Below are 19,633 nucleotides of genomic sequence, written 5' to 3' on the forward strand. Positions count from 1 at the left end.
GCGGAACATGTCGCACGGGAGGCCGTCATCATGGCGCACACCGCACACGGCGAGCATTTCGCCAGCTTCGCCGAGTTCTACCCGTACTACCTCGACGAGCATCGCAACCTGGTCTCACGCAGGCTGCATTTCATCGGCTCGCTCGGGGTTATCGGCTGCCTCGCGATGGCACTCGCGACGGGCGACTGGCTGTGGTTGCCGGCCGCCGTCGTCTGTGGATACGGCTTTGCGTGGATCGGCCATTTCTTCTTCGAGAAGAATCGTCCCGCGACGTTTCGCCATCCGCTCTATAGCCTGATGGGCGACTGGGTGATGTTCAAGGACATCTGCGTCGGAAAGATCTCGCTGTGAGTCGCCGCGCGTTCACGCGTTAAGCCGGCTGCTGCGGCATTGACGAAGACGGCGCTTCACGCAGTCGCGCATTGGCTTGCGCCTGCGTGCGCGCGGCGATCAGCGTGCTGAGCGAAATGCCGAGCTTTTCGTTTTCGAGCGCGTTCATCAGTGCGTCGCGGTCGATCTGGGTGGCGTCGAGGCACAATTGATAGTCGAGTTCCTCGCGGTCGATGACGAATTCCTGGAACAGCATCGTCAGCGTGATCTGGCTCGGATTGGCGATCAGCACGTAACGCGGCATGTGCGCGTCCTCGAGCCGGCCGATCCAGCCGAGCGAATCGAGGCGCGCGATCAGGCGCGTTGAAGTATCGACCTCGCATCGGACCATCTTCGACAATTGCAGCGCGGTGTAGCCGGGCTTGCCTTCGTCGCGTGCTTCGACGAGCCGCGCGAGGATTTCGAGGGCATCGAGCAGATCGCTGCCGGGAAACTCGCGCCGATGATATTGCCCGATGCGGATGGCGGGCAGCGCGGATGTCACCATTGCGCCGACGAGGGCGATCATCCAGCACAGATAGACCCACAGCAGGAACACCGGCAGCGACGCGAACGCGCCGTAGACGGCGGTATAGGTCGGAATGCTGCGCACGTAGAAGCCGAAACCGCGCTTGCTGATTTCGAAGGCGACGGCCGCGATCAGCCCGCCGACGACGGCATCGCGCCACTCCACCTTGCAGTTCGGCATGTAGACATACATGATCGTGAAGCCGAATACCGTGAGCGGCAGCGAAACGCCGGTCAGCAGCCATTCGACGACGGGCGGCATCAGGTTGTGCGAACCCGCGAACGCGACGGAATGCGCGAAGACGTACGACGAGATCGACAGGCTGCAGCCGAAGAGAATCGGCCCGAGCGTGATGATCGACCAGTAGACGAGCACGCGCTGCGCGAACGGTCGCGCCTTCTTCACGCGCCAGATGACGTTGAACGCGGACTCGACGGTCATCATGGTCATGACGGATGTCACGAGCAGGATGATCATGCCGACGGTCGTGAGTCCTTTTGCTTTCGATGCGAATTCGTTGAGGTACTTGAAGATCTGGCTGTTGATGGTCGCGGGCATCAGATGGTCCGCGAGGAAGTCCTGCAGCGACGCCTGGAACGAGGCGAAGATGGGGAACGCGGTGAACAGCGCGAAGGCGACGGTAGCGAGCGGCACGAGCGACAGCACGCTCGTGAACGTGAGGCTGCCGGCCACTTGCGCGACGCGATCTTCGCCGATGCGCCGCGCGACGAAACCGGCGAGGCGCTTGATTGCTGCGAGATCGATTGATAGGTGCTGCAAAACGTAATCTCCTGTCGGCCACAGTTGGCGCTTTAGCGCCTTACTGAGGCCCCATGCAAAGCTGTCGACCAGAGTTGGCGCTCTAGCGCCTTACTCTGGTCCCATGCAAAGCTGTCGACCGGAGTTGGCGCTTTAGCGCCTTACTCTGGTCCCATGCAAAGCTGTCGGCCACAGTTGGCGCTTTAGCGCCTTACTCTGGTCCCATGCAAAGCTGTCGGCCGGAGTTGGCGCTTTAGCGCCTTACTCCGGCCCCATGCAAAGCTGTCGGCCGCAGTCGGCGCTTTAGCGCCTTACTCCGGCCCCATGCAAAGCTGTCGGCCGCAGTCGGCGCTTTAGCGCCTTACTGTGGCCCATGCGACGCGGTCGGCCAGAGTTAGCGCTTCAGCGCCTTACTCCGGTCCCATGCAACGCGGTCCACCCGACTTGGCGCTTCACCGCGCCCTCCGATCTCACACAAAACCGCCTGTGAAACCGTCCCCCTCCGTCCAGGCAAATTTGCTGCCGTCCCGGCTACGCCGTCCCGCCACCAAATCCACCCCAATACCTATAATAGCCGTTCACTAAAAAGGCTTTATGAACGACATCCTCGTGCTTTATTACAGCCGCCACGGCGCGACGCGCGAACTGGCGCTCGCTATCGCCCAGGGCGTCGACAGCGTGCCCGGGATGCAGGCGCGCGTGCGCACCGTGCCGCCGGTCTCGACCGTCTGCGAAGCGACGCAGCCCGACATTCCCGCCGACGGCCCACCGTACGCCGAACTGCGCGATCTCGAAGAATGCGCGGGCCTCGCGCTCGGCTCGCCCACCCGCTTCGGCAACATGGCGGCATCGCTAAAATACTTTCTCGACGGCACCACGCCGCAATGGCTGTCAGGCGCACTCGCCGGCAAGCCCGCGAGCGTCTTCACGTCGACGGGCAGCCTGCACGGCGGCCAGGAAACCACCCTGCTCTCGATGATGCTCCCGCTCCTGCATCACGGCATGATGATCGTCGGCATTCCGTACACCGAATCGCGCCTCACGACGACGCAAAGCGGCGGCACGCCCTACGGCGCATCCCACCATGCGCGCACCGGCGACGACGCGTCCCGCCAGGGCATCACCGCCGACGAGAAAGCGCTCGCTATCGCGCTCGGCGCGCGGCTCGCCCGCACGGCGCGCGATCTCGTGCGCGGCGCGCAGGCCGGCTGACCGCGATGAACGCCCCAGCCGTCGATACCCCTGCACGCAGCGCATGCGCCATCGGCGCGATTGCGAGCCTCGGCGCGCTTATCGCGCTGTCGCTCGCCTGGGAATTGTGGCTCGCGCCATTGCGTCCCGGCGCGTGGGCGCTGGCGCTCAAGGCGCTGCCGCTTGCCTGCGCGCTGCCGGGCGTCGTCAGGCGCAACGTCTATACGCTGCAATGGGCGTCCATGCTCGTGCTGCTCTACTTCGCCGAAGGCATCGTGCGCGGCATGACGGATCCGGGCCTCTCCGCACGGCTCGCCTGGCTCGAAACGCTGCTTTCGCTGACCTTCTTCGTCTGCGCCATCGCTTACGTCGCGCCGTTCAAGCGCGCCGCTAAATTGCGCGCTCGAGCGCAGAACGGGCAGCGAAGGTGATGCTTTGTAGCACGAATCGGCCGAAGTGAGCCGCGCATCGCTCACGCCTATGCCATTCGGCAGAGGCTCGCGCGACGCCGTGCTGCGCGATACTGTCGTCTACGCCCCAACGCATTTTTTTTCTCGCTCATGACCGCTCCTGCCGCCTCTTTCGTCGACGCCTGCATCCGCCTTCTTGGTCCGTCCCACGTTCTGACCGACCCTCGCGACACCGAGCCCTACCTCGTCGACTGGCGCAAGCGCTATCGCGGCGATGCATGCGCCGTGCTGCTGCCCGCCGACGTGCACGAGGTGGCCGCCGTCGTGCGGCTCGCACACGAGCATCGCATCGCGATCGTCCCGCAAGGCGGCAACACCGGCCTCGCCGGCGGCGCGACGCCCGATTCCACCGGCGCGCAGGCGGTCGTGAGCCTGAAGCGGCTGAACCGCGTGCGCGACATCGATCCGCACAACAACACCATCACCGTCGAAGCGGGCGTCGTGCTCGCGGAAGTCCAGGCCCGCGCGGAAAGCGCACAGCGCCTCTTCCCGCTGAGTCTCGCGGCCGAAGGCAGTTGCACGATCGGCGGCAACCTGTCGACGAACGCAGGCGGCACCGGCGTGCTGCGCTATGGCAACACGCGCGAACTCTGCCTCGGCCTCGAAGTCGTGACGCCGCAAGGCGAAATCTGGGACGGCCTGCGCGGACTGCGCAAGGACAACACCGGCTACGACCTGCGCGATCTGTTCATCGGCGCGGAAGGCACGCTCGGCATCATCACGGCTGCGGTGATGAAGCTGCATCCCGCGCCGGTCGCGAAGGTGACCGCGCTCGCGGGACTCGCGTCGCCGCACGCCGCGCTGGACTTCCTGTCGATGGCCCAGCGTCACGCCGGTCCGCTTCTGACCGGCTTCGAACTGATGTCCGATTTCTCGATGCGCCTCGTCGGCCGGCATTTTCCGCAACTGCGCTATCCGTTCGGCGAGCCGCACGCGCAGACGGTTCTGCTCGAACTGTCCGACAGCGAAAGCGACGACCACGCCCGCGCCCTCTTCGAACGCATGATGGAAGACGCGCTGGCGGAAGGCATCGTCGAGGATGCGGTGGTCGCGGAGAATCTCGCGCAATCGCAGGCATTCTGGAATCTGCGCGAGCACATTCCGCTCGCGCAGGCGCAGGAAGGGCTCAACATCAAGCATGACATCGCCGTGCCGATTTCGAGCATCGGCCGCTTCATCGACGAAACCGATGCGATCATCGCGCAAGCCGTGCCCGGCGCGCGCATGGTCACGTTCGGCCACCTCGGCGACGGCAATCTGCACTACAACGTCCAGGCGCCCGAAGGCGTGGATCAGAAGGCGTTTCTGACCGAGTTTCAGACGCCGATCAACGCGCTCGTCTACGAGCAGGTACACAGGCATCGCGGCAGCATCAGCGCGGAGCACGGCCTCGGGCAATTGAAGGTGGACGAAGCGATGCACTTCAAGTCGCCGGTCGAAGTGCGCCTCATGCAGACGATCAAGGCCGCGCTCGATCCCGACAACCTGATGAATCCGGGCAAGGTCGTGCGATGGAACGCGCACGCCGGCAAGGAGAACACCGCATGAAAATCCGAGTGCTGTCCGACCTGCATCTGGAATGCGACGAGCCGCTCGCCATTCCCTATGCCGACGCCGATCTCGTCGTGCTCGCGGGCGATATTCACAACCACGCCGAAGGGCTGCGCTGGGCCGCGGAGAATTTCGATAACGGCGTGCCCGTCGTCTATGTCCCCGGCAATCACGAGTATTACGACGGCGAGTTCGGCGCGATGGAAGCCGCGATGCACGACGCCGCGCGCAGCGTCGACAACGTGCACTTTCTGAACAACGCGTCGCTCGTCGACCGCAGAGGCGCGTGGCGCGTGCTCGGCACGACGCTGTGGACCGACTTCGCGCTGTTCGGATCGAGCGAGGCGCAAATCGCGAAAGCGCAGGAAGCCTGCACGAAGGTCATGCTCGACTATCGCGGTCTGATTCAGCTTGCATGGCCCGAACCCGAAGGCGAGCCACGCTCGTTCACGCCCGACGACTCGCTCGCGCTGCATATCCAGTCGCGCGCGTGGCTCGAAAGCGAGCTGGCGAAACCGTTCGCGGGGCAGACGATCGTGGTCACGCATCACGCGCCGATGCGCGAGAGCCTCGCGCCGCGCTATGCGGAAGACATCGTTTCGGCGGGCTTCATCAATCACCTGCCGGCGCTCGCGCGTTCGCCCGTCGCGCTCTGGATTCACGGCCACACGCACACCGCGTTCGATTACACGGTGAACGGCACGCGCGTCGTGTGCAATCCGCGCGGCTATATCGACAGGCGCACCGGGCGGCTGGAGAATCCGCAGTTCGCATGGGCTAAAGTCGTCGAAATCTGACGCTTCAAAGCGAGGATATTCATGTGCGGCCGAATCAGCCAGTACCGACTGCCGGCGCATTACGCGCAGCGCCTGCATCTGAAAGATCCATTCGTGCTCGTCGATGCCGCCGACCGTCGCCCCGGCTATAACCTGTCGCCCGGCACGCATCCGCTCGCGATTTTTCCGGACGAAACAATCCGCGCCGTGCATTGGGGATATTGCCCGCCGTGGGCCATGCGCAAGAAACTGCCGCAGACGATCAACGCGCGCGTCGAAACTGCGTCGACCAGTGCGTATTTCAAGGACTTGTGGAAGAAGGCGCGCATTCTCGTCCCCGCCGATGGCTGGTTCGAATGGCGCATCGAGCCTGCGCCGGGCGATCCGGCCGGCAAGCCGTTCAAGCAGCCGTACTTCATCCAGCGCGCCGACGGGGAGCCGATGTTCCTCGCCGCGCTCACGAGCGTCGTGCGCGAGCAGGACGCGGCGGCGCCGGGCGCGGGCTTCGTCATCGTGACATCGAAGGCGGACGAAGGTCTCGTCGACGTGCACGATCGCCGCCCGCTCGTCTTCTCACCGGCGGCTGCACGCCGATGGCTCGACGCGGGCGCATCGTCCGACGATCTTCATTCGCTCGTGAGAACCGACGGCGTGCCGGCGTCGCATTTCGTCTGGCATCGCGTGACGAGCGACGTCAATCGCACTGTCAACGACGAACCGCGTCTCATCGAGCCGCTGGAAACGTGAGTGGAATCAGCGCGGGTGACGATCGCGCCGGCCGTCGTCGATGCGCACCGGTACGAGCCGCTGCTTCGCCTGACGCTCGGACTGGGCGCGCATGGCGTTGAAGAGATCGCGCGAAGCGGGGATGGCGATCAGGACGAGAAGCGTGGCAAGGGCGAAGAGAAGAGGCGTGCTCATGTGACGTTTTCCCGAAGAAGCGGTGAGGACGAGTGCAAACGGTATCAAAGCTGCGGCCGAAACGGGAGTAAGCAAGTGTTGCGCCGCACGAAATTTCGTAACCGAAGCTGCGCGGCTGAGAAATCAGGCCGCAACGAACTCCTTGAGTGATTCCGCGTCGGCGTCGAGCGTCGCCGGCAACGCCTCGCGCAGGAATTCCACCCACGTCCGGATTTTCGCGTCGAGATACTGGCGCGACGGATACAGCGCGTAGACATTCAGCTCCTGCATCGTGTATTGCGGCAGCACGCGCACCAGCGTGCCCGCGCGCAGCCCCGGCAGCGCCGAAGATGTCGGCAGCACGCCGATACCCATGCCCTCGCGGACCGCGACGACCATCGCTTCGGCCACGTTCACGGTGAAGTTCGCCGGGCCGAGCGTCACCGTTTCCTGACCGTTCGGGCCATCGAAGACCCAGTGGCCAGGCGGAAACACGGGCGTCATCAGATGCAGGCACGTATGACGCACGAGATCCGACAGCACGTGCGGCGCGCCATGCTTCTCGATGTACGCCGGCGAAGCGCACGCGATGCTGAACACCGTCCCGAGCCGCGCCGACACGAGGCCCGAATCGGGCAGATCGGACGCCAGCACGAGCGACACGTCATAGCCCTCGTCCAGCAGATCGGGCACGCGCTGCGCAAGCGTCAGATCCACCTGCACCGAGGGATGCCGCTGCTGATAACGGCAGATCATCGGCACGATGTAATGCTGGCCGAAGCTCGTCATCGAATGCACCTTGAGCTTGCCGGCGGGCCGCGCGTGCGCGTCGCTGGCTTCGGCTTCGGCCTGATCGACATAGGCCAGTATCTGCTCGCACCGTTGCAGATAACGCTCGCCGGCTTCCGTCAGCGCGATGCGGCGCGTCGTGCGGTTGAGCAGGCGCGTGCGCAGATGCGCTTCCAGATCCGATACGGCCCGCGAAGCGTACGCCGTCGTCGCGTTCAGATGTTGAGCCGCGCCGGTGAAACTGCCGGCTTCGACCACGCGTACAAAGACGCGCATGTTTTGAAGCGTATCCATAGCGTCTTTCGACTCGCTCTCGTCTTAATCCCGAAGGCATTGTTGCACGGCCTGCAAGGTCGATTATCACGCCCTACGTAAGAATGCTTTGCCGGACGACCGGTTATTCGCGAATCGTTGCAAAAATATAATCGACGCTTGATCGTTTTCCATTGGAGCAGTGACGTGCAAGGCCGGGGGTCCAGATACGCTGCTTGCGCTGCGGTTCTTACAGCAATATTAATCATCGCCGGCTGCGCGAGCACCGGCAACATCGCGCCGAAAGACTCCCGGACGGATGCCGCCACGCTCGATGTCGGCAGCGCGATCAGGGCCGCCAACGCGGATGCCGCCTGGCCCGATGCGCAATGGTGGCGCGCCTACCGCGACCCGCAGCTCGACGGCTGGATCGAGCGCGCGACGGCCGGCAGCCCGACGCTCGCCATGGCCGCCGCACGCGTGCGCGAAGCGCAGGAGCAGGCGGGCGTCGCGCGCTCGGCGCTCTTGCCGCACGTGGACGGCAGCATGGGCGTGCAGCGCAAGAACTGGCCGAACAACGCGTTCTACGGCCCCGGCCCGTTCGCCGATACGACGACCTGGGACAATACCGCCGGCCTTTCCCTCTCCTATAACCTCGACCTCTGGGGCCGCGACGACAACGCCGCCGAACGCGCGCTCGACGTCGCCCACGTGCGCGCCGCTGATGCCCGCGCCGCTCAGCTCGAACTCGAAGCGAACATCGTGCGGGCGTATATCGGCTTGTCCCAGGCGTTCGCGCAACTCGACATCGCTCGGGAAACGCTCGAACAGCAGGAACGGCTCGCTGAACTGGCCCGCCGGCGCCTGAAGGGCGGCCTCGGCACGCAGCTCGAAGTGAGCCAGGCCGAAGCGCCGCTGCCCGAATACGAACGCCAGGCCGACGTCTTCCAGGAAGAGATCGAGCTTGCGCGCCATCAGCTTGCCGCGCTGGCAGGCGAAGGCCCCGGCGCGGGCGAAGCGCTTGCGCGGCCGCAACTGTCGCTGGCGACGCCGCTGCCGTTGCCGTCGTCCTTGCCGGCTGAACTGGTCGGGCATCGGCCGGATATCGTCGCGGCGCGCTGGATGGTCGCGGCTCAGGCGCGCGGTATCGACGTGGCCAAGGCGGAGTTCTATCCGAACATCAATCTGGCGGCGTCGCTCACGCAGGCGTTTGCGGGCGGCGCGCTGCTGAGTTTTCTGACGAGCAAGGCGACCGGCTATTCGTTCGGCCCGGCAATCACGCTGCCGATTTTCGAAGGCGGACGGCTTCGTTCGCAACTCGGCGCGGCATCGGCGCAATACGATCAGGCCGTCGATCACTACAACGCGACGCTCGTGGGTGCGCTGAAGGACATCGCCGATCAGGTGGTGCGGGTGAAGTCGCTCGATACGCAGATGGATGCGTCTGCCCGCTCGGTTGCCGCCGCGCGCAAGAACTACGACCTCGCGAACGAAGGGTACCGGCGCGGTCTCACCGATTACGTCAACGTGCTGCTCGCGCAATCGCAACTGCTGCGCGCGCAGGACGCACAGGCGCGCGTGCGGGCGCAGCGGCTCGGCGCTTATGCGACGCTCACGGCGGCGCTCGGCGGCGGTATCGACGATCCCGCGAACGGGCCGAAGGACGCGAAGCTCGCGCCCGCGCAGCACATCGGGCCGTTCAGCCGCGCGGCCGAAGCGAAATGAGGCCGGCCTTGTCTGCTTCCCTCCCGGCATCGGGCGAGTCCCTGCGCGCGTCGATCATCGACTGGGCGCGCACCGATGGCCTCGCGTGGGTCTATATCTTCAAGGCGGTCCTGGCCGCCCTGCTCGCGCTCTGGATCGCGATGCGCTTCGACATGCAGCAGCCGCGCACCGCGATGACCACCGTTTTCGTCGTGATGCAACCGCAGAGCGGCATGGTGCTCGCGAAGAGCTTCTATCGTTTCTGCGGCACGATGATCGGTCTTGTCGTGATGCTCGCGCTCATCGGCCTGTTCGCCCAGCAGCCGGTGCTGTTTCTCTCCGCGACCGCGCTGTGGGTCGGCATCTGCACGGCGGGCGCGGCGCGCAATCGCAACTTCCGCTCGTACGGTTTCGTGCTGGCGGGCTACACGGCGGCGCTGATCGGCATTCCGGCGGCCCAGCATCCGGATGGCGCGTTTCTGTCGGCGCTCACGCGGGTCGGTGAAGTCACGCTCGGCATCGCCTGCGCGGGTGCGGTGAGCGCGCTCGTCTTTCCGCAACACGCAGGCGAGCAGATTCGCACCACGGTGCGGCGGCGCTTCACGCAGTTCGTCGATCACGTCTGCCGCGCGATGTCCGGCACGATGGACCGCACGCAGATCGAGCGAGCAAATCTTGGTTTCGTCGCGGATGTCGTCGGTTTCGAGGCGGCGCGCAGTGTCGCCGTGTTCGAGCATCCCGAGTCGCGGCGGCGCAGCGGACGGCTCGCGCGGCTCAACAGCGAATTCATGAGCGCGTCGACGCGCTTTCACGCGCTGCATCAGTTGATGAACCGTCTGCGCGAAAGCGCATCTGCGATGACGATCGCGGCGCTCACGCCGTTCATCCACGAAGTGCCGCCGCTGCTGTTGCGAGCGGGCGAGCCCGTGCGCAACGCCGCCGATGCCGCGCATGCCGCCGCGCAACTGCACGATTACAAGGCCGCGCTGCCGAAGCGCGTGCGGGCCGCGCGAGCCGGCATCGAAGCCGATCCGGCTTTCTCTTCGCTCGAATTCGATACCGCGACCGAACTGCTCTACCGCTTCGTCGACGACATGCTCGCCTACGCCGAGACCTACGCGTCGCTCGGCGCGCCGTCGCATGAACGCGAACGCTGGGTCGCGCGCTATGTGCCGAAGACCAACATGCTCGCCGCCGCGATCTCGGGCTTGCGCGGCGCGATGGTGATGTTCGCGCTGAGCGCGTTCTGGATGCTGAGCGCGTGGCCGAGCGGCGGCACGATGGTCCTCACCGCGGCCGCCGTGTGCGCGCTCGCGTCGTCTTCGCCGCGCCCGACGCTGATGTCGATGCAGATGGCGATCGGCACCGCGCTCGCGAGCGTCGTCGGAATGATCGTCGTGTTCGGCGCGTATCCGCATATGGACGGCTTCGTGCTGATGGGCGTCGCGCTCGTGCCGGCGCTGCTGCTCGGCGCGTTCATCAGCACGCGGCGCGCGGTGACGGGCGTGGGTATCGGCTATTGCATCTTCTTCTGCTTTCTCGCGGGGCCGGACAATCTCGTCCACTACGATCCGGCCAGCTTCATGAACGACGCGCTCGCGCTCATGTTGTCGATGATCGTCTCCGCGATTGCGTTCGCCGTCATCCTGCCGACCGATGCGCCGTGGCTGCGCCGCCTGTTGCTCGCGGACTTGCGCCGCGAAGTCGTGCTTGCGCGGCGCGAACGCCTCGCGCGGGTGGCGACGCACTTCGAAAGCCGCACGCGCGATCTGCTGTCGCAGATCGATGCGCTCGCCGCCGGCAAGCCGGACGTGCAACGCGAGGCGCTGCAGTGGCTCTTCGCGGTGCTGGAGACCGGTCGCGCGGTGATCGATCTGCGGCGTGAAATCGCCGCTTTGCCCGATGCCCCGCATTACGCCGCATCGACGCCCTGGCGACGCACGTTGAAAGCGACGCTCGATGCCGTCGCGCGTCTCTTCGACCGGCCCGGCGCGCCGCGCTTCGAGGCCGCGCTGGATAGCACCTCGCGCGCGATCGCGGATGCGCAGGCGATGCTGGCGGCGGTGAATCCATCGCGCGAGGAGCGGCACCGGTTGCAGCGGATCGTCAGCCATCTGCATTTCATCCGCACGGCGCTGCTCGATCCGGCCTCGCCGCTCGCGCAGTTCGCTCAGTCAGAATCGCCTTCAGTCAAAGGAGCGCCGCATGCCGCGTGATACCGCGATCCTCGAAGCCTATGTCCCGACTCTGCTCGTGCTGTTCGTTGCCGGCGCGCTGATTACGTGGGTGATCGACCGCGCGCTCGCGATGACCGGCCTTTACCGCCTGGTCTGGCATCCGGCGCTCTTTCGCGCGAGCCTGCTCGTTTGTATTTGCGGCGCGCTCGGGCTCGCGGTGTATCGCTGATTGCAGGCACTCGTTCTTACAGGTTCAGAAGACTCATCATGGTTCTTAGAAAAATCATCGGCTTCGTCATGACGATCGCCATTTTTGCAGCCGCCCTGCTGATCGGCCGCGTGTTGTGGGTGCATTACATGGACGAGCCATGGACCCGCGATGGCCGTGTGCGCGCGGAGGTTGTCAATATTGCGCCGGACGTGTCGGGCGCGGTCGTGCAGTTGCCCGTTCGCGATAACCAGTACGTGAAGAAAGGCGATCTGCTGATGGAGATCGATCCGTCGCACTATCACATTGCCGTCGAGCAGGCAGAGGCGAACGTCGCCGCGCGTGCCGCCGAATTGCGGATGCGGCGCGCGGACGCTGCGCGGCGTGCGGATATGGATAGTCTCGTGGTGTCGCGCGAGGCGCGCGAGAATGCGTCGCAGACGGCATCGACGGCGGCGGCGCAATTGCAGCAGGCGCAGGCCGCGCTGGATGCGGCGAAGCTGAATCTTGCGCGCACGAAGGTGTATTCACCCGTCGACGGCTACGTCACGAATCTCAACGTGTATCGCGGCGATTATGCGACGGTGGGCGCGGCGAAACTCGCGATCGTCGATAGCCATTCGTTCTGGGTCTATGGCTATTTCGAGGAGACGAAGCTGCCGCGCGTGCGCGTGGGCGACCGGGCGCAGATTCGGCTCATGAGCGGCGGGGAACTGAAGGGGCACGTCGAGAGTATTTCTCGCGGCATCTACGATCGCGACAATCCGCAAAGCCGCGAATTGCTCGCCGATGTGAACCCGACGTTCAACTGGGTGCGTCTTGCGCAGCGCGTGCCGGTGCGGTTGAAGATCGATGAGGTCCCGAACGGGATGCTGCTGGCGGCGGGCACGACGTGCACCGTGGTGATCACGCCGTCGATGTGAGTTCGCCCGCCCCGGCCATCGCCGGGACGGGCCAGGCCCTTACTTCAATACGACCTTCACGTCGAAGTACTTCGTGGCCAGACGGTCGATCGAGCCGTCGTCCTTCAGTTCCTTCAACGCGCGGTTCATCGATTCCTTGAGCGCCTTGTCGCTCTTGCGCACGCCGAAGCCCACGCCCGAGCCGAGCAGCTTGTCATCCGCGACCGCCGGCCCCGCGAACGCGTAACCCGCGCCCTGCGGCTGCTTCAGAAAGCCCTTCGACGCCGCTTCGGCATCCTGGAACGCCGCATCCAGACGGCCAGACGCCAGGTCAGCATAAATCTGGTCCTGCGCCTGATACGACTCCACGTCGATGCCCGCCGGCGCCCACTTCGCCTTCGCGTACGTTTCCTGGATCGAGCCTTGCAGCACGCCCACGCGCTTGCCCTTCAGACCGTCGACGGTCGGCAGCACGCCGCTGCCCTTCTTCGCGATGAGCTGGTTCGGGATCGAGTAGATGGGATCGGTGAAGTCGATCGCGAGCTTGCGCTTGTCGGTGATCGTCATGTCCGAGTTGATGCCGTCGAACTTGCGCGCCTGCAACGCGGGAATCAGGCCGTCGAACGAATTCTCGACCCACACGCACTTCATCTTCAGCTTCGCGCAGACCGCGTTGCCGATGTCGATATCGAAGCCCGTCAGTTCCCCGCTCGCGGTCTTCGACTCGAACGGCGCATACGATGCCTCCACGCCGAAGCGCAGCGTCTTCGTGTCATCGGCGGCGTGCGCGCCCATCGATGCAGCCAGCGTTCCGAGCACCGCGACGGCGGCGAGCTTGCGAATGATCCATTGCGATTTCATCTACTGCCATCTCCTTGCATTGCGTTCGTGTTTCGTGATCTGTGTCCGATGCGGCCAGTAGCCGGCGAATCAAGCATCGCGGCGTCAATAAAAACGCTCAAACAGCGCGAGCGGTTTTGGTGCGGTGCATCAGGCGCAGCGCCGCGATTGTAGCGTGCGCGTTCGCGCGTCCGTCCGGGCGCGGACAGGCGCCGCGGGCTTGGGCGGCGTATCGAACGAAAAAGGAAATTGGCAAGCGGACGTCGCGCTCGTGCAAGCCCGGGCGCGAATCACTCGAGCGATGCGAGCGTGGTGTCGGTCGTATCGACGACCATCAGGCCGGCGCGCAGGCCCGGCTTCACCTTCGGATTGGGAAACACGATGCGCTCTTCTTCGTGCGTCACGCGATATGCGTAATCGCCATCGCGCGCGAGTTCGGCGCCGGCGGAAAACGGCGTGAAATTGGGCACATCGCTCGCGACGTTGAGCACGAACTGTTCGCTCTGCTTGTCGATTTGCGCGACGACCGTGAATACGCGCAGCGGCGTCTGGTGGCTCGCCGCCTCGCCCGCGATCAGCCTGCGCAACGCCGCATCCGATGCCGCGAAGCGCGCGAGGTCGTTCTCGCCGAACGGCCGCACCTTGCCGAGTTCGAGCGTGCAGGCGAGCGCGCCGCACTGCGCGGCGGTGTAGTGCGTGAACGTCATGCCTTTTTCGCGATGCAGCAGCACCGCTTCGAGACGCGCATCGCGCAGCCAGTCGAACATTGCGCGGGCGAGCGGCGCGCCCGTGTGCGGCAACAGCGCGAACCGTTCGAAGACCGACGCGCGAATGGCCGTGTGCATGTCGATATGCCACTTCGGATGCGTCACGTTCTCGAAGAACGCCGCCGCCGCGCGTTCCAGTTCGGCGGCGCGCGGGGCTTCGACGCTCTGCGGCAAGCTCGCATGACGGCCGCTGAAGAGACGATTGAGGTCATCGTCGATATAGCGCACGCCCGCACGCATCGCGCCGGCGTTGCCAAGGACGACGAGCATCCGCGACGCGAGCCGCGCGTCGCCACTGGCGATATCCGCGATGAGCCGCGACAGCATTTCGATCGGCGCGGTCTCGTCGCCATGGATGCCGGCTGATGCGAGCACGCTATGCGCCGGTGCCTGCGCCGCCGGAGGTTCGAGCAGCAGCACGCCCTCGGCTTGCCACGTCCATCGCACGCCGGAAGCTGCCGTGCCGGATGTCGCCGATGGCCGCGCGCCCGCGAGCGTGTATGCGAGGAAATCGCTCAGAAGCGATGCATCAGCGCTGGAAGTCATAGACGGCGCCTAGTCCCAGAATGGTCGTCAGTTCGTCGAGCGCGGCACGCGATTCCGTCAGCAGCCGCGGATCGGCCAGGTCGCCAGGCGCGAGCGAATCGCGGTAATGCGCGTCGATCCATGCATCGAGGCGGGCGAAGAGCGTGTCGTTCATCCACACGTTGGGGTTCACGGCTGCGCGCTCGGCGTCGTTCAGCACGACGCGCAGACGCAGGCACGCGGGACCGCCGCCGTTCCTCATGCTTTCGCGCAGGTCGAAGACGAGGACTTCGTCGATCGGCGTCGTGCGCGTGGCGAGCGAATCGAGATACGCCGCGACGCGGGCGTTCTCGCGGCATTCCTGCGGCACGACGAGCACTTGCGTGCCGTCCGCACGCGACAACAACTGGCTGTTGAACAGATACGACGACACCGCATCCGCGACGCTCACCTCGTTGGCCGGCACTTCGAGCGCCGTGAACGATGCTCCCTGCGCCTGCAACTTCGCGCTCAATGCGTCGTAGACCTTGCCCTGATCGACGAACGCGCGCTCGTGACAGAACAGCGTCGTGCGATTGCCGACCGCGATCACATCGTTATGGAACACGCCGGCATCGATGACATCGGGCGATTGCTGCGCAAACACGGTCGCCGCTTCATCGAGGCCGTGCAGGCGCGCCACCGCGCGGCTCGCTTCGAGCGTTTGCCGCGCCGGAAAGCGTTGCGGCTGCGGACCTTGCCCGTATTCGCTGCGCCCATACACGAAGAATTCGACGCCCTTGTCGCCGTACTCGCGTGCGAAGCGCGTGTGATTGGCCGCGCCCTCGTCGCCGAGCGCGGGCGTGCCGGGCAGCGCGTGATGAATCCGAAAGCGCGATTCATCGGCGAAGATCGCGGCGAGCGAACGGCGCGTCTCCCCATGTTCGATTGCGCGATGCAGCTTCGCCGCAAGGTTCGCGGGCGTGAAATGGACGCGGCCATCGGCGGTGTCGGCGGACGGGCTGACCGTCGCGGCGTTGGCGGTCCACATCGCGGAAGCGGAACTGGCGGCGGCGAGCAGTTCGGGCGCATCGAGGGCGGCGCGATGGATCACGGCGGCGTCGTCGCCCGTGAAGCCGACGCTGCGCAACAGCTTCACCGACGGCCGTTCGAGCGGCGGCAACACGCCCTGATGAAAGCCGAGGTCCGCAAGCCGCTTCATCTTGCGCAAGCCCTGCTTCGCGGCGGCCTTTGGATTCGCGACGGACTTTTCGTTGCTGCGCGACGCGACGTTGCCGAACGACAAGCCCGCGTAGTTGTGCGTCGGGCCGACCAGCCCGTCGAAGTTCGCTTCGTATGCCTGCATGTCGAGTCCCGATGCTTAGAACGTGAGCCCCGGCGATACGCTCGCCGGCATCTGCAATTGCGCGCTTTCCACCGACGCCATCGGATAAGAGCAGTAATCCGCCGCGTAGTACGCGCTCGGCCGGTGATTGCCCGAGCGCCCGATGCCGCCGAACGGCGCCGCCGACGATGCGCCGTTGGTCGGCCGGTTCCAGTTGACGATGCCCGCGCGGATCGTGCGCTGGAAGTGCGTCCACGCGGCTTCGTCGTCGGCGAGCAGGCCCGCGGACAGGCCGTAGGCGGTGTCGTTGGCGCGCTCGATCGCTTCATCGAACGTCGTGTAGCGCGTGACCTGCACCATCGGGCCGAAATGCTCTTCGTCGGGAACGTCGCGCGCGTCCGTCACGTCGAGGATCGCGGGCGTGACGAAACCGAGGTTCGCCGCGCGCTGCTTCATCTCCAGCACCGGCTTCGCGCCCGCATCGATCAACTGCGTCTGGGCCAGCACGAGCCGTGCCGCCGCACGCGCCGAAATCACCGCGCCCATGAACGGCTGCGGGTCTTCGTCGTAAGCGCCAACGCGGATGTTCGCGCTGACTTCCGCGAACCGCTGCATGAAGCGCTCGCCGAAGGCATCGTCCGGAACGAGAAGACGCCGCGCGCACGTGCAGCGCTGGCCCGCCGAGAGAAACGCGGATTGAATGGTGTGATGCACGGCGGCGTCGATGTCGTCCACCTGCGCCACGACGAGCGGATTGTTGCCGCCCATCTCCAGCGCGAGGATGATTTCCGGCCGCCCGCCGAACTGGCGATGCAGCAGCGTGCCGGTATCCGAGCTGCCGGTGAAGAACAGCCCGTCGATCTGCCGATGATTCGCCAGCGCGACGCCCGTGTCCTTCTCGCCCTGCACCAGATTGAGCACGCCCGCAGGCAGCCCCGCTTCGATCCACAGCGCGACGGTCGCCGCCGCGACGCCCGGCGCGAGTTCGGATGGCTTGAACACCACCGCGTTGCCCGCGATCAGAGCCGGCACGATATGCCCGTTCGGCAGATGCCCCGGAAAGTTGTACGGCCCAAACACCGCAACGACGCCATGCGGCCGGTGCCGCAGCACCGCGACGCCATCGGCCATCGGCGCGCGCTTCTCGCCGGTGCGCTCGTGATAGGCCTGCACGGAGATATCGACCTTCGCGGCCATCGACGCCACTTCGGTGCGCGCTTCCCACAGCGGCTTGCCGGTTTCTCGGCCGATTGCGTGCGCGAGCGCTTCCTTGTTCTCGTTGAGCAGCGCGGCGAAGCGTTTGGCGATCGCCACGCGCTCGTCGAACGTGATCGCGGACCACGACGCAAACGCACGCCGCGCCGACGACACCGCGCGATCGACGTCATCGACGGATGCGCTCTTGCCCTGCCACACGACTTCATCGCTCGCGGGATTGCGCGAAGCGAACGCCGCGCCGTTGCCGTCCTGCCATTCCCCGCCGATGTACAGCTCGTTCCGGATATCCATGACTTGTCTCAACTTGATTTTTAGCGCGGCTGCGATGTCAGCACGCGCACCGTGTCGCCCGCCTTCACGCGCAAGGCGGCGGCTTCGTCGGCGGTGAGGAGGAACGCGCTGTCTTCGACCGCGCCCGTCGTCGCGCCGCAGCGGAAATCTTCGAGCGACGTATTCGATACGAGACTCTTCGCCTCACCCTCTTTCGCAACCCGCTCGCCGATGCGCACCGTCGCCAGCACGCTCTCGCGCACCGTGCGCAAATCGGAGGTGTGGCATTCGAGCACCGGGCCGGCATCGAAGATATCGACGTGATTCTCGTAACGCAGCCCTTCCGCTTCGAGCATCTTGCGCGCGGGCGCGGTATCGCGATGCGTGACGCCGACCGTCCGTTGCGCGTCCTCGGGCAGCAGATCGAGGTACACCGGATAGCGCGGCATCAGTTCCGCGAGGAACGACTTCTTGCCGTGCGAACTGAGATAGTCGGCTTCGTTGAAATCGATCTGATAGAAGTGCGAGCCGACCGCGTTCCAGAACGGCGACTCGCCGTTCTCGTCGAAATGACCGCGCAACTCCGCGCAGAGCCGCTGCGGAAAACGCTGCTTGAATTGCGCGATGAACATGAAGCGCGAGCGCGACAACAGCCCGCCTACGCCCGCCGTGCGATAACGCGGGCTCAGGAACAGCGAGCAGACTTCGGCGTAACCCGTGAGATCGTGCGAGATGTTGAGCAGGGACATGCGCGTCCACACGCCGAGATCCTTGCTTGCATGCACGACGGTCGCGACGCGATAGTTATAGAACGGCTGCTCCAGCCCGACTTCCGTTTCGATGCCGCACACGCCGGCGACATCGCCAGTCGCGGTGTCTTCCATCACGAAGAAGTAACCGGCTTCGTAGGGCGCGGCATCATCGGCGAGCGTGCGGCGCGCGCGCTCGACGCGCGCGGCGAGCGCCTCTCTATCCGGCTTGAACGTGGTGAGCCCCGGACCCGTTTCCTTTGCCAGCGCGACGAGCGCGTCGACATCTCCCGGCTGCACGCAGCGCACGACGATCATTGCATTTCTCCCGAGGCTTGATGCAGCGGCACGCAACGCACCGTGTCCTTCTCATGCACGCCGAGGGCGTCGCGTGCGGCGGCGGTCAATGCGGCGCCATCGGCGCGCGTGCCGTTCAGATCGGCGAGGATGCAGCGGAAGCCGTGCGCCCCGCCCGCTGCGATCAGATACGGCGCGCCGCCCGCGACGACGCCATCGCGCACCGGGCGCAATTCGCCCGAGCCCGCCGATGCGCTCTTGTCGACGGCCAGCGTCAGCACTGGGCCGGCATCGAAGATATCGACGAAACGGTCCGGCTCGAATCCTTCTTCCAGGTGAATGTCATACGCGAGCAGCGTGCTGTCGTTCGGCTCGCCCAGCACGCGCTGCGCTTCGCCCGGCAGAAGCGGCACGTAGATGGGATACGTCGGCATGACTTCGGCGATGAAAGTTCGGCTGCGCCCGCCGGATTCGAGCTCGACCTGCTCGAAGTCGCGCCCGAAGAACTTGCGGCCCACTGCCTCCCAGAAGGGCGACGAGCCTGCATCGTCGGTGACGCCGAGCATCAGCGAGAAGACTTCGCCCGAAAAGCGCTTGCGGTTCGCGACGACGTACATCATGCGCGCGCGCGACAGCAGATGCGCCGCCGCTTCGCCTTCGGGCGTGCGCAAGGACGGATCGACATAGAAGCCCGTCAGGCGGCTCTTGCCTGTCAGCTCATGCGACATCGTAAGCGCGTGAATCTTGCGATTCACCTTCAGCTCGCGCGATGCGTGAATGAGCGCGTCGTTGCGAAACGTGTAGAACGGCTCGGAATAGCCCGCCGACGCGACGATGCTCGACGTGCCGAGCAGCCGGCCCGTGTCCGTGTCGTCGAGCACGAAGAGATAGAACTCCTCGCCGGGGAAATCGACCTCGGCGCGGAACGAATCCTCGGAGAGCGCGACGCGCCTCGCGAGCTGTTCGCGGTCGCGCGGCAGCGAGTGCAGCACGGGCTGGGCGGTGCGCGCCATCCGTTCGAGTTCGTCGAGATCGGAGAGTCTTGCGGGACGAACGAATAGCATCG

The 19,633-nt window shown here is 65.5% G+C and carries 19 protein-coding genes; 10 read left to right on the forward strand and 9 right to left on the reverse strand.

Annotation, left to right across the window (positions count from 1 at the left end):
* Positions 1-30: 30 nt before the first annotated feature.
* Complete coding sequence (locus AB6804_RS01605; RefSeq protein WP_244792764.1) at positions 31-351, forward strand: Mpo1-like protein; 321 nt, start codon at positions 31-33, stop codon at positions 349-351.
* 19 nt (positions 352-370) lie between these two features.
* Here the strand turns inward: AB6804_RS01605 and AB6804_RS01610 are convergent, their stop codons facing one another.
* Positions 371-1,678: a YihY family inner membrane protein gene (locus tag AB6804_RS01610; RefSeq protein ID WP_035967030.1), complete on the reverse strand. Its 1,308-nt coding sequence runs from the start codon at positions 1,676-1,678 to the stop codon at positions 371-373.
* Between the two features lie 573 nt (positions 1,679-2,251).
* On the opposite strand from AB6804_RS01610, the gene wrbA reads away from it, so the two are divergent.
* The 5 genes from wrbA (at position 2,252) to AB6804_RS01635 (ending at position 6,392) form a co-directional block, all read left to right on the forward strand.
* Positions 2,252-2,869: an NAD(P)H:quinone oxidoreductase gene (gene wrbA, locus AB6804_RS01615; RefSeq protein ID WP_370884958.1), complete on the forward strand. Its 618-nt coding sequence runs from the start codon at positions 2,252-2,254 to the stop codon at positions 2,867-2,869.
* A gap of 5 nt (positions 2,870-2,874) precedes the next feature.
* The gene (locus tag AB6804_RS01620) at positions 2,875-3,279 is read left to right on the forward strand and encodes a DUF2069 domain-containing protein (RefSeq protein WP_370884959.1); all 405 of its coding nucleotides are present in this window, start codon (positions 2,875-2,877) and stop codon (positions 3,277-3,279) included.
* A gap of 129 nt (positions 3,280-3,408) precedes the next feature.
* Entirely contained in the window at positions 3,409-4,866 is a 1,458-nt protein-coding gene (locus tag AB6804_RS01625) for an FAD-binding oxidoreductase (protein ID WP_370884960.1), read from the forward strand.
* The gene (locus tag AB6804_RS01630; protein ID WP_370884961.1) at positions 4,863-5,666 is read left to right on the forward strand and encodes a metallophosphoesterase; all 804 of its coding nucleotides are present in this window, start codon (positions 4,863-4,865) and stop codon (positions 5,664-5,666) included. The genes AB6804_RS01625 and AB6804_RS01630 overlap by 4 nt, the downstream gene beginning before the upstream one ends.
* Positions 5,667-5,687: 21 nt before the next feature.
* Positions 5,688-6,392, forward strand: a complete 705-nt coding sequence (locus AB6804_RS01635) for an SOS response-associated peptidase (protein ID WP_370884962.1) — start codon at positions 5,688-5,690, stop codon at positions 6,390-6,392.
* A 6-nt stretch (positions 6,393-6,398) separates the two neighbouring features.
* On the opposite strand, the gene AB6804_RS01640 is transcribed toward AB6804_RS01635, so the two are convergent.
* Together AB6804_RS01640 and AB6804_RS01645 are read right to left on the reverse strand one after the other, a co-directional pair.
* A complete protein-coding gene (locus AB6804_RS01640) occupies positions 6,399-6,566 on the reverse strand; it encodes a hypothetical protein (RefSeq protein ID WP_244792778.1) in 168 nt (55 codons plus the stop codon).
* Positions 6,567-6,689: 123 nt separating this feature from the next.
* A complete protein-coding gene (locus AB6804_RS01645) occupies positions 6,690-7,628 on the reverse strand; it encodes a LysR family transcriptional regulator (protein ID WP_370884963.1) in 939 nt (312 codons plus the stop codon).
* A 165-nt stretch (positions 7,629-7,793) separates the two neighbouring features.
* Between AB6804_RS01645 and AB6804_RS01650 the strand changes: the two genes are divergently transcribed.
* Genes AB6804_RS01650 through AB6804_RS01665 form a run of 4 tightly spaced genes read left to right on the forward strand, consistent with a single transcriptional unit; the run spans position 7,794 to position 12,598 of the window.
* On the forward strand, positions 7,794-9,311 hold the full coding sequence (locus tag AB6804_RS01650) for an efflux transporter outer membrane subunit (protein ID WP_244792782.1): 1,518 nt from the start codon (positions 7,794-7,796) through the stop codon (positions 9,309-9,311).
* Entirely contained in the window at positions 9,308-11,506 is a 2,199-nt protein-coding gene (locus tag AB6804_RS01655) for an FUSC family protein (RefSeq protein ID WP_370884964.1), read from the forward strand. The genes AB6804_RS01650 and AB6804_RS01655 overlap by 4 nt, the downstream gene beginning before the upstream one ends.
* Positions 11,496-11,696 carry a DUF1656 domain-containing protein gene (locus AB6804_RS01660; protein ID WP_370884965.1) on the forward strand — a complete coding sequence of 67 codons (201 nt, stop codon included), beginning with the start codon at positions 11,496-11,498 and terminating at the stop codon, positions 11,694-11,696. Before AB6804_RS01655 ends, AB6804_RS01660 begins: the two co-directional genes overlap by 11 nt.
* Positions 11,697-11,734: 38 nt before the next feature.
* Positions 11,735-12,598, forward strand: a complete 864-nt coding sequence (locus tag AB6804_RS01665; RefSeq protein WP_370884966.1) for an efflux RND transporter periplasmic adaptor subunit — start codon at positions 11,735-11,737, stop codon at positions 12,596-12,598.
* 39 nt (positions 12,599-12,637) lie between these two features.
* On the opposite strand, the gene AB6804_RS01670 is transcribed toward AB6804_RS01665, so the two are convergent.
* The 6 genes from AB6804_RS01670 to aruF all read right to left on the reverse strand — a co-directional run bounded on the left by AB6804_RS01670 (position 12,638) and on the right by aruF (position 19,631).
* On the reverse strand, positions 12,638-13,438 hold the full coding sequence (locus AB6804_RS01670; RefSeq protein WP_370884967.1) for an ABC transporter substrate-binding protein: 801 nt from the start codon (positions 13,436-13,438) through the stop codon (positions 12,638-12,640).
* Between the two features lie 269 nt (positions 13,439-13,707).
* Positions 13,708-14,730 carry a succinylglutamate desuccinylase gene (gene astE / locus AB6804_RS01675; protein ID WP_370884968.1) on the reverse strand — a complete coding sequence of 341 codons (1,023 nt, stop codon included), beginning with the start codon at positions 14,728-14,730 and terminating at the stop codon, positions 13,708-13,710.
* Positions 14,714-16,054 (reverse strand): N-succinylarginine dihydrolase, encoded by a 1,341-nt coding sequence (gene astB, locus AB6804_RS01680; protein ID WP_370884969.1) that lies wholly within the window; start codon positions 16,052-16,054, stop codon positions 14,714-14,716. Before astB ends, astE begins: the two co-directional genes overlap by 17 nt.
* A gap of 15 nt (positions 16,055-16,069) precedes the next feature.
* Positions 16,070-17,542: a succinylglutamate-semialdehyde dehydrogenase gene (gene astD, locus AB6804_RS01685; RefSeq protein ID WP_370884970.1), complete on the reverse strand. Its 1,473-nt coding sequence runs from the start codon at positions 17,540-17,542 to the stop codon at positions 16,070-16,072.
* A gap of 20 nt (positions 17,543-17,562) precedes the next feature.
* Positions 17,563-18,588, reverse strand: a complete 1,026-nt coding sequence (gene astA, locus AB6804_RS01690) for an arginine N-succinyltransferase (protein ID WP_370884971.1) — start codon at positions 18,586-18,588, stop codon at positions 17,563-17,565.
* Positions 18,585-19,631: an arginine/ornithine succinyltransferase subunit alpha gene (aruF, locus tag AB6804_RS01695; protein ID WP_370884972.1), complete on the reverse strand. Its 1,047-nt coding sequence runs from the start codon at positions 19,629-19,631 to the stop codon at positions 18,585-18,587. Before aruF ends, astA begins: the two co-directional genes overlap by 4 nt.
* Positions 19,632-19,633: the final 2 nt, after the last annotated feature.

Origin of the sequence: Caballeronia sp. RCC_10, assembly GCF_041360715.1 — a bacterium.
Taxonomy (GTDB): domain Bacteria; phylum Pseudomonadota; class Gammaproteobacteria; order Burkholderiales; family Burkholderiaceae; genus Caballeronia; species Caballeronia grimmiae.

What these genes read in the sequence shown, in the direction of transcription:
- astB (WP_370884969.1), bottom strand. Translation starts at nt 16,054, where the DNA reads ATGCAGGCATACGAAGCGAACTTCGACGGGCTGGTCGGCCCGACGCAC.
- AB6804_RS01635 (WP_370884962.1), top strand. Translation starts at nt 5,688, where the DNA reads ATGTGCGGCCGAATCAGCCAGTACCGACTGCCGGCGCATTACGCGCAG.
- astA (WP_370884971.1), bottom strand. Translation starts at nt 18,588, where the DNA reads ATGATCGTCGTGCGCTGCGTGCAGCCGGGAGATGTCGACGCGCTCGTC.
- AB6804_RS01630 (WP_370884961.1), top strand. Translation starts at nt 4,863, where the DNA reads ATGAAAATCCGAGTGCTGTCCGACCTGCATCTGGAATGCGACGAGCCG.
- AB6804_RS01645 (WP_370884963.1), bottom strand. Translation starts at nt 7,628, where the DNA reads ATGGATACGCTTCAAAACATGCGCGTCTTTGTACGCGTGGTCGAAGCC.
- AB6804_RS01670 (WP_370884967.1), bottom strand. Translation starts at nt 13,438, where the DNA reads ATGAAATCGCAATGGATCATTCGCAAGCTCGCCGCCGTCGCGGTGCTC.
- AB6804_RS01665 (WP_370884966.1), top strand. Translation starts at nt 11,735, where the DNA reads ATGGTTCTTAGAAAAATCATCGGCTTCGTCATGACGATCGCCATTTTT.
- astE (WP_370884968.1), bottom strand. Translation starts at nt 14,730, where the DNA reads ATGACTTCCAGCGCTGATGCATCGCTTCTGAGCGATTTCCTCGCATAC.
- aruF (WP_370884972.1), bottom strand. Translation starts at nt 19,631, where the DNA reads ATGCTATTCGTTCGTCCCGCAAGACTCTCCGATCTCGACGAACTCGAA.
- AB6804_RS01660 (WP_370884965.1), top strand. Translation starts at nt 11,496, where the DNA reads ATGCCGCGTGATACCGCGATCCTCGAAGCCTATGTCCCGACTCTGCTC.
- wrbA (WP_370884958.1), top strand. Translation starts at nt 2,252, where the DNA reads ATGAACGACATCCTCGTGCTTTATTACAGCCGCCACGGCGCGACGCGC.
- AB6804_RS01655 (WP_370884964.1), top strand. Translation starts at nt 9,308, where the DNA reads ATGAGGCCGGCCTTGTCTGCTTCCCTCCCGGCATCGGGCGAGTCCCTG.
- AB6804_RS01640 (WP_244792778.1), bottom strand. Translation starts at nt 6,566, where the DNA reads ATGAGCACGCCTCTTCTCTTCGCCCTTGCCACGCTTCTCGTCCTGATC.
- AB6804_RS01625 (WP_370884960.1), top strand. Translation starts at nt 3,409, where the DNA reads ATGACCGCTCCTGCCGCCTCTTTCGTCGACGCCTGCATCCGCCTTCTT.
- AB6804_RS01605 (WP_244792764.1), top strand. Translation starts at nt 31, where the DNA reads ATGGCGCACACCGCACACGGCGAGCATTTCGCCAGCTTCGCCGAGTTC.
- AB6804_RS01620 (WP_370884959.1), top strand. Translation starts at nt 2,875, where the DNA reads ATGAACGCCCCAGCCGTCGATACCCCTGCACGCAGCGCATGCGCCATC.
- astD (WP_370884970.1), bottom strand. Translation starts at nt 17,542, where the DNA reads ATGGATATCCGGAACGAGCTGTACATCGGCGGGGAATGGCAGGACGGC.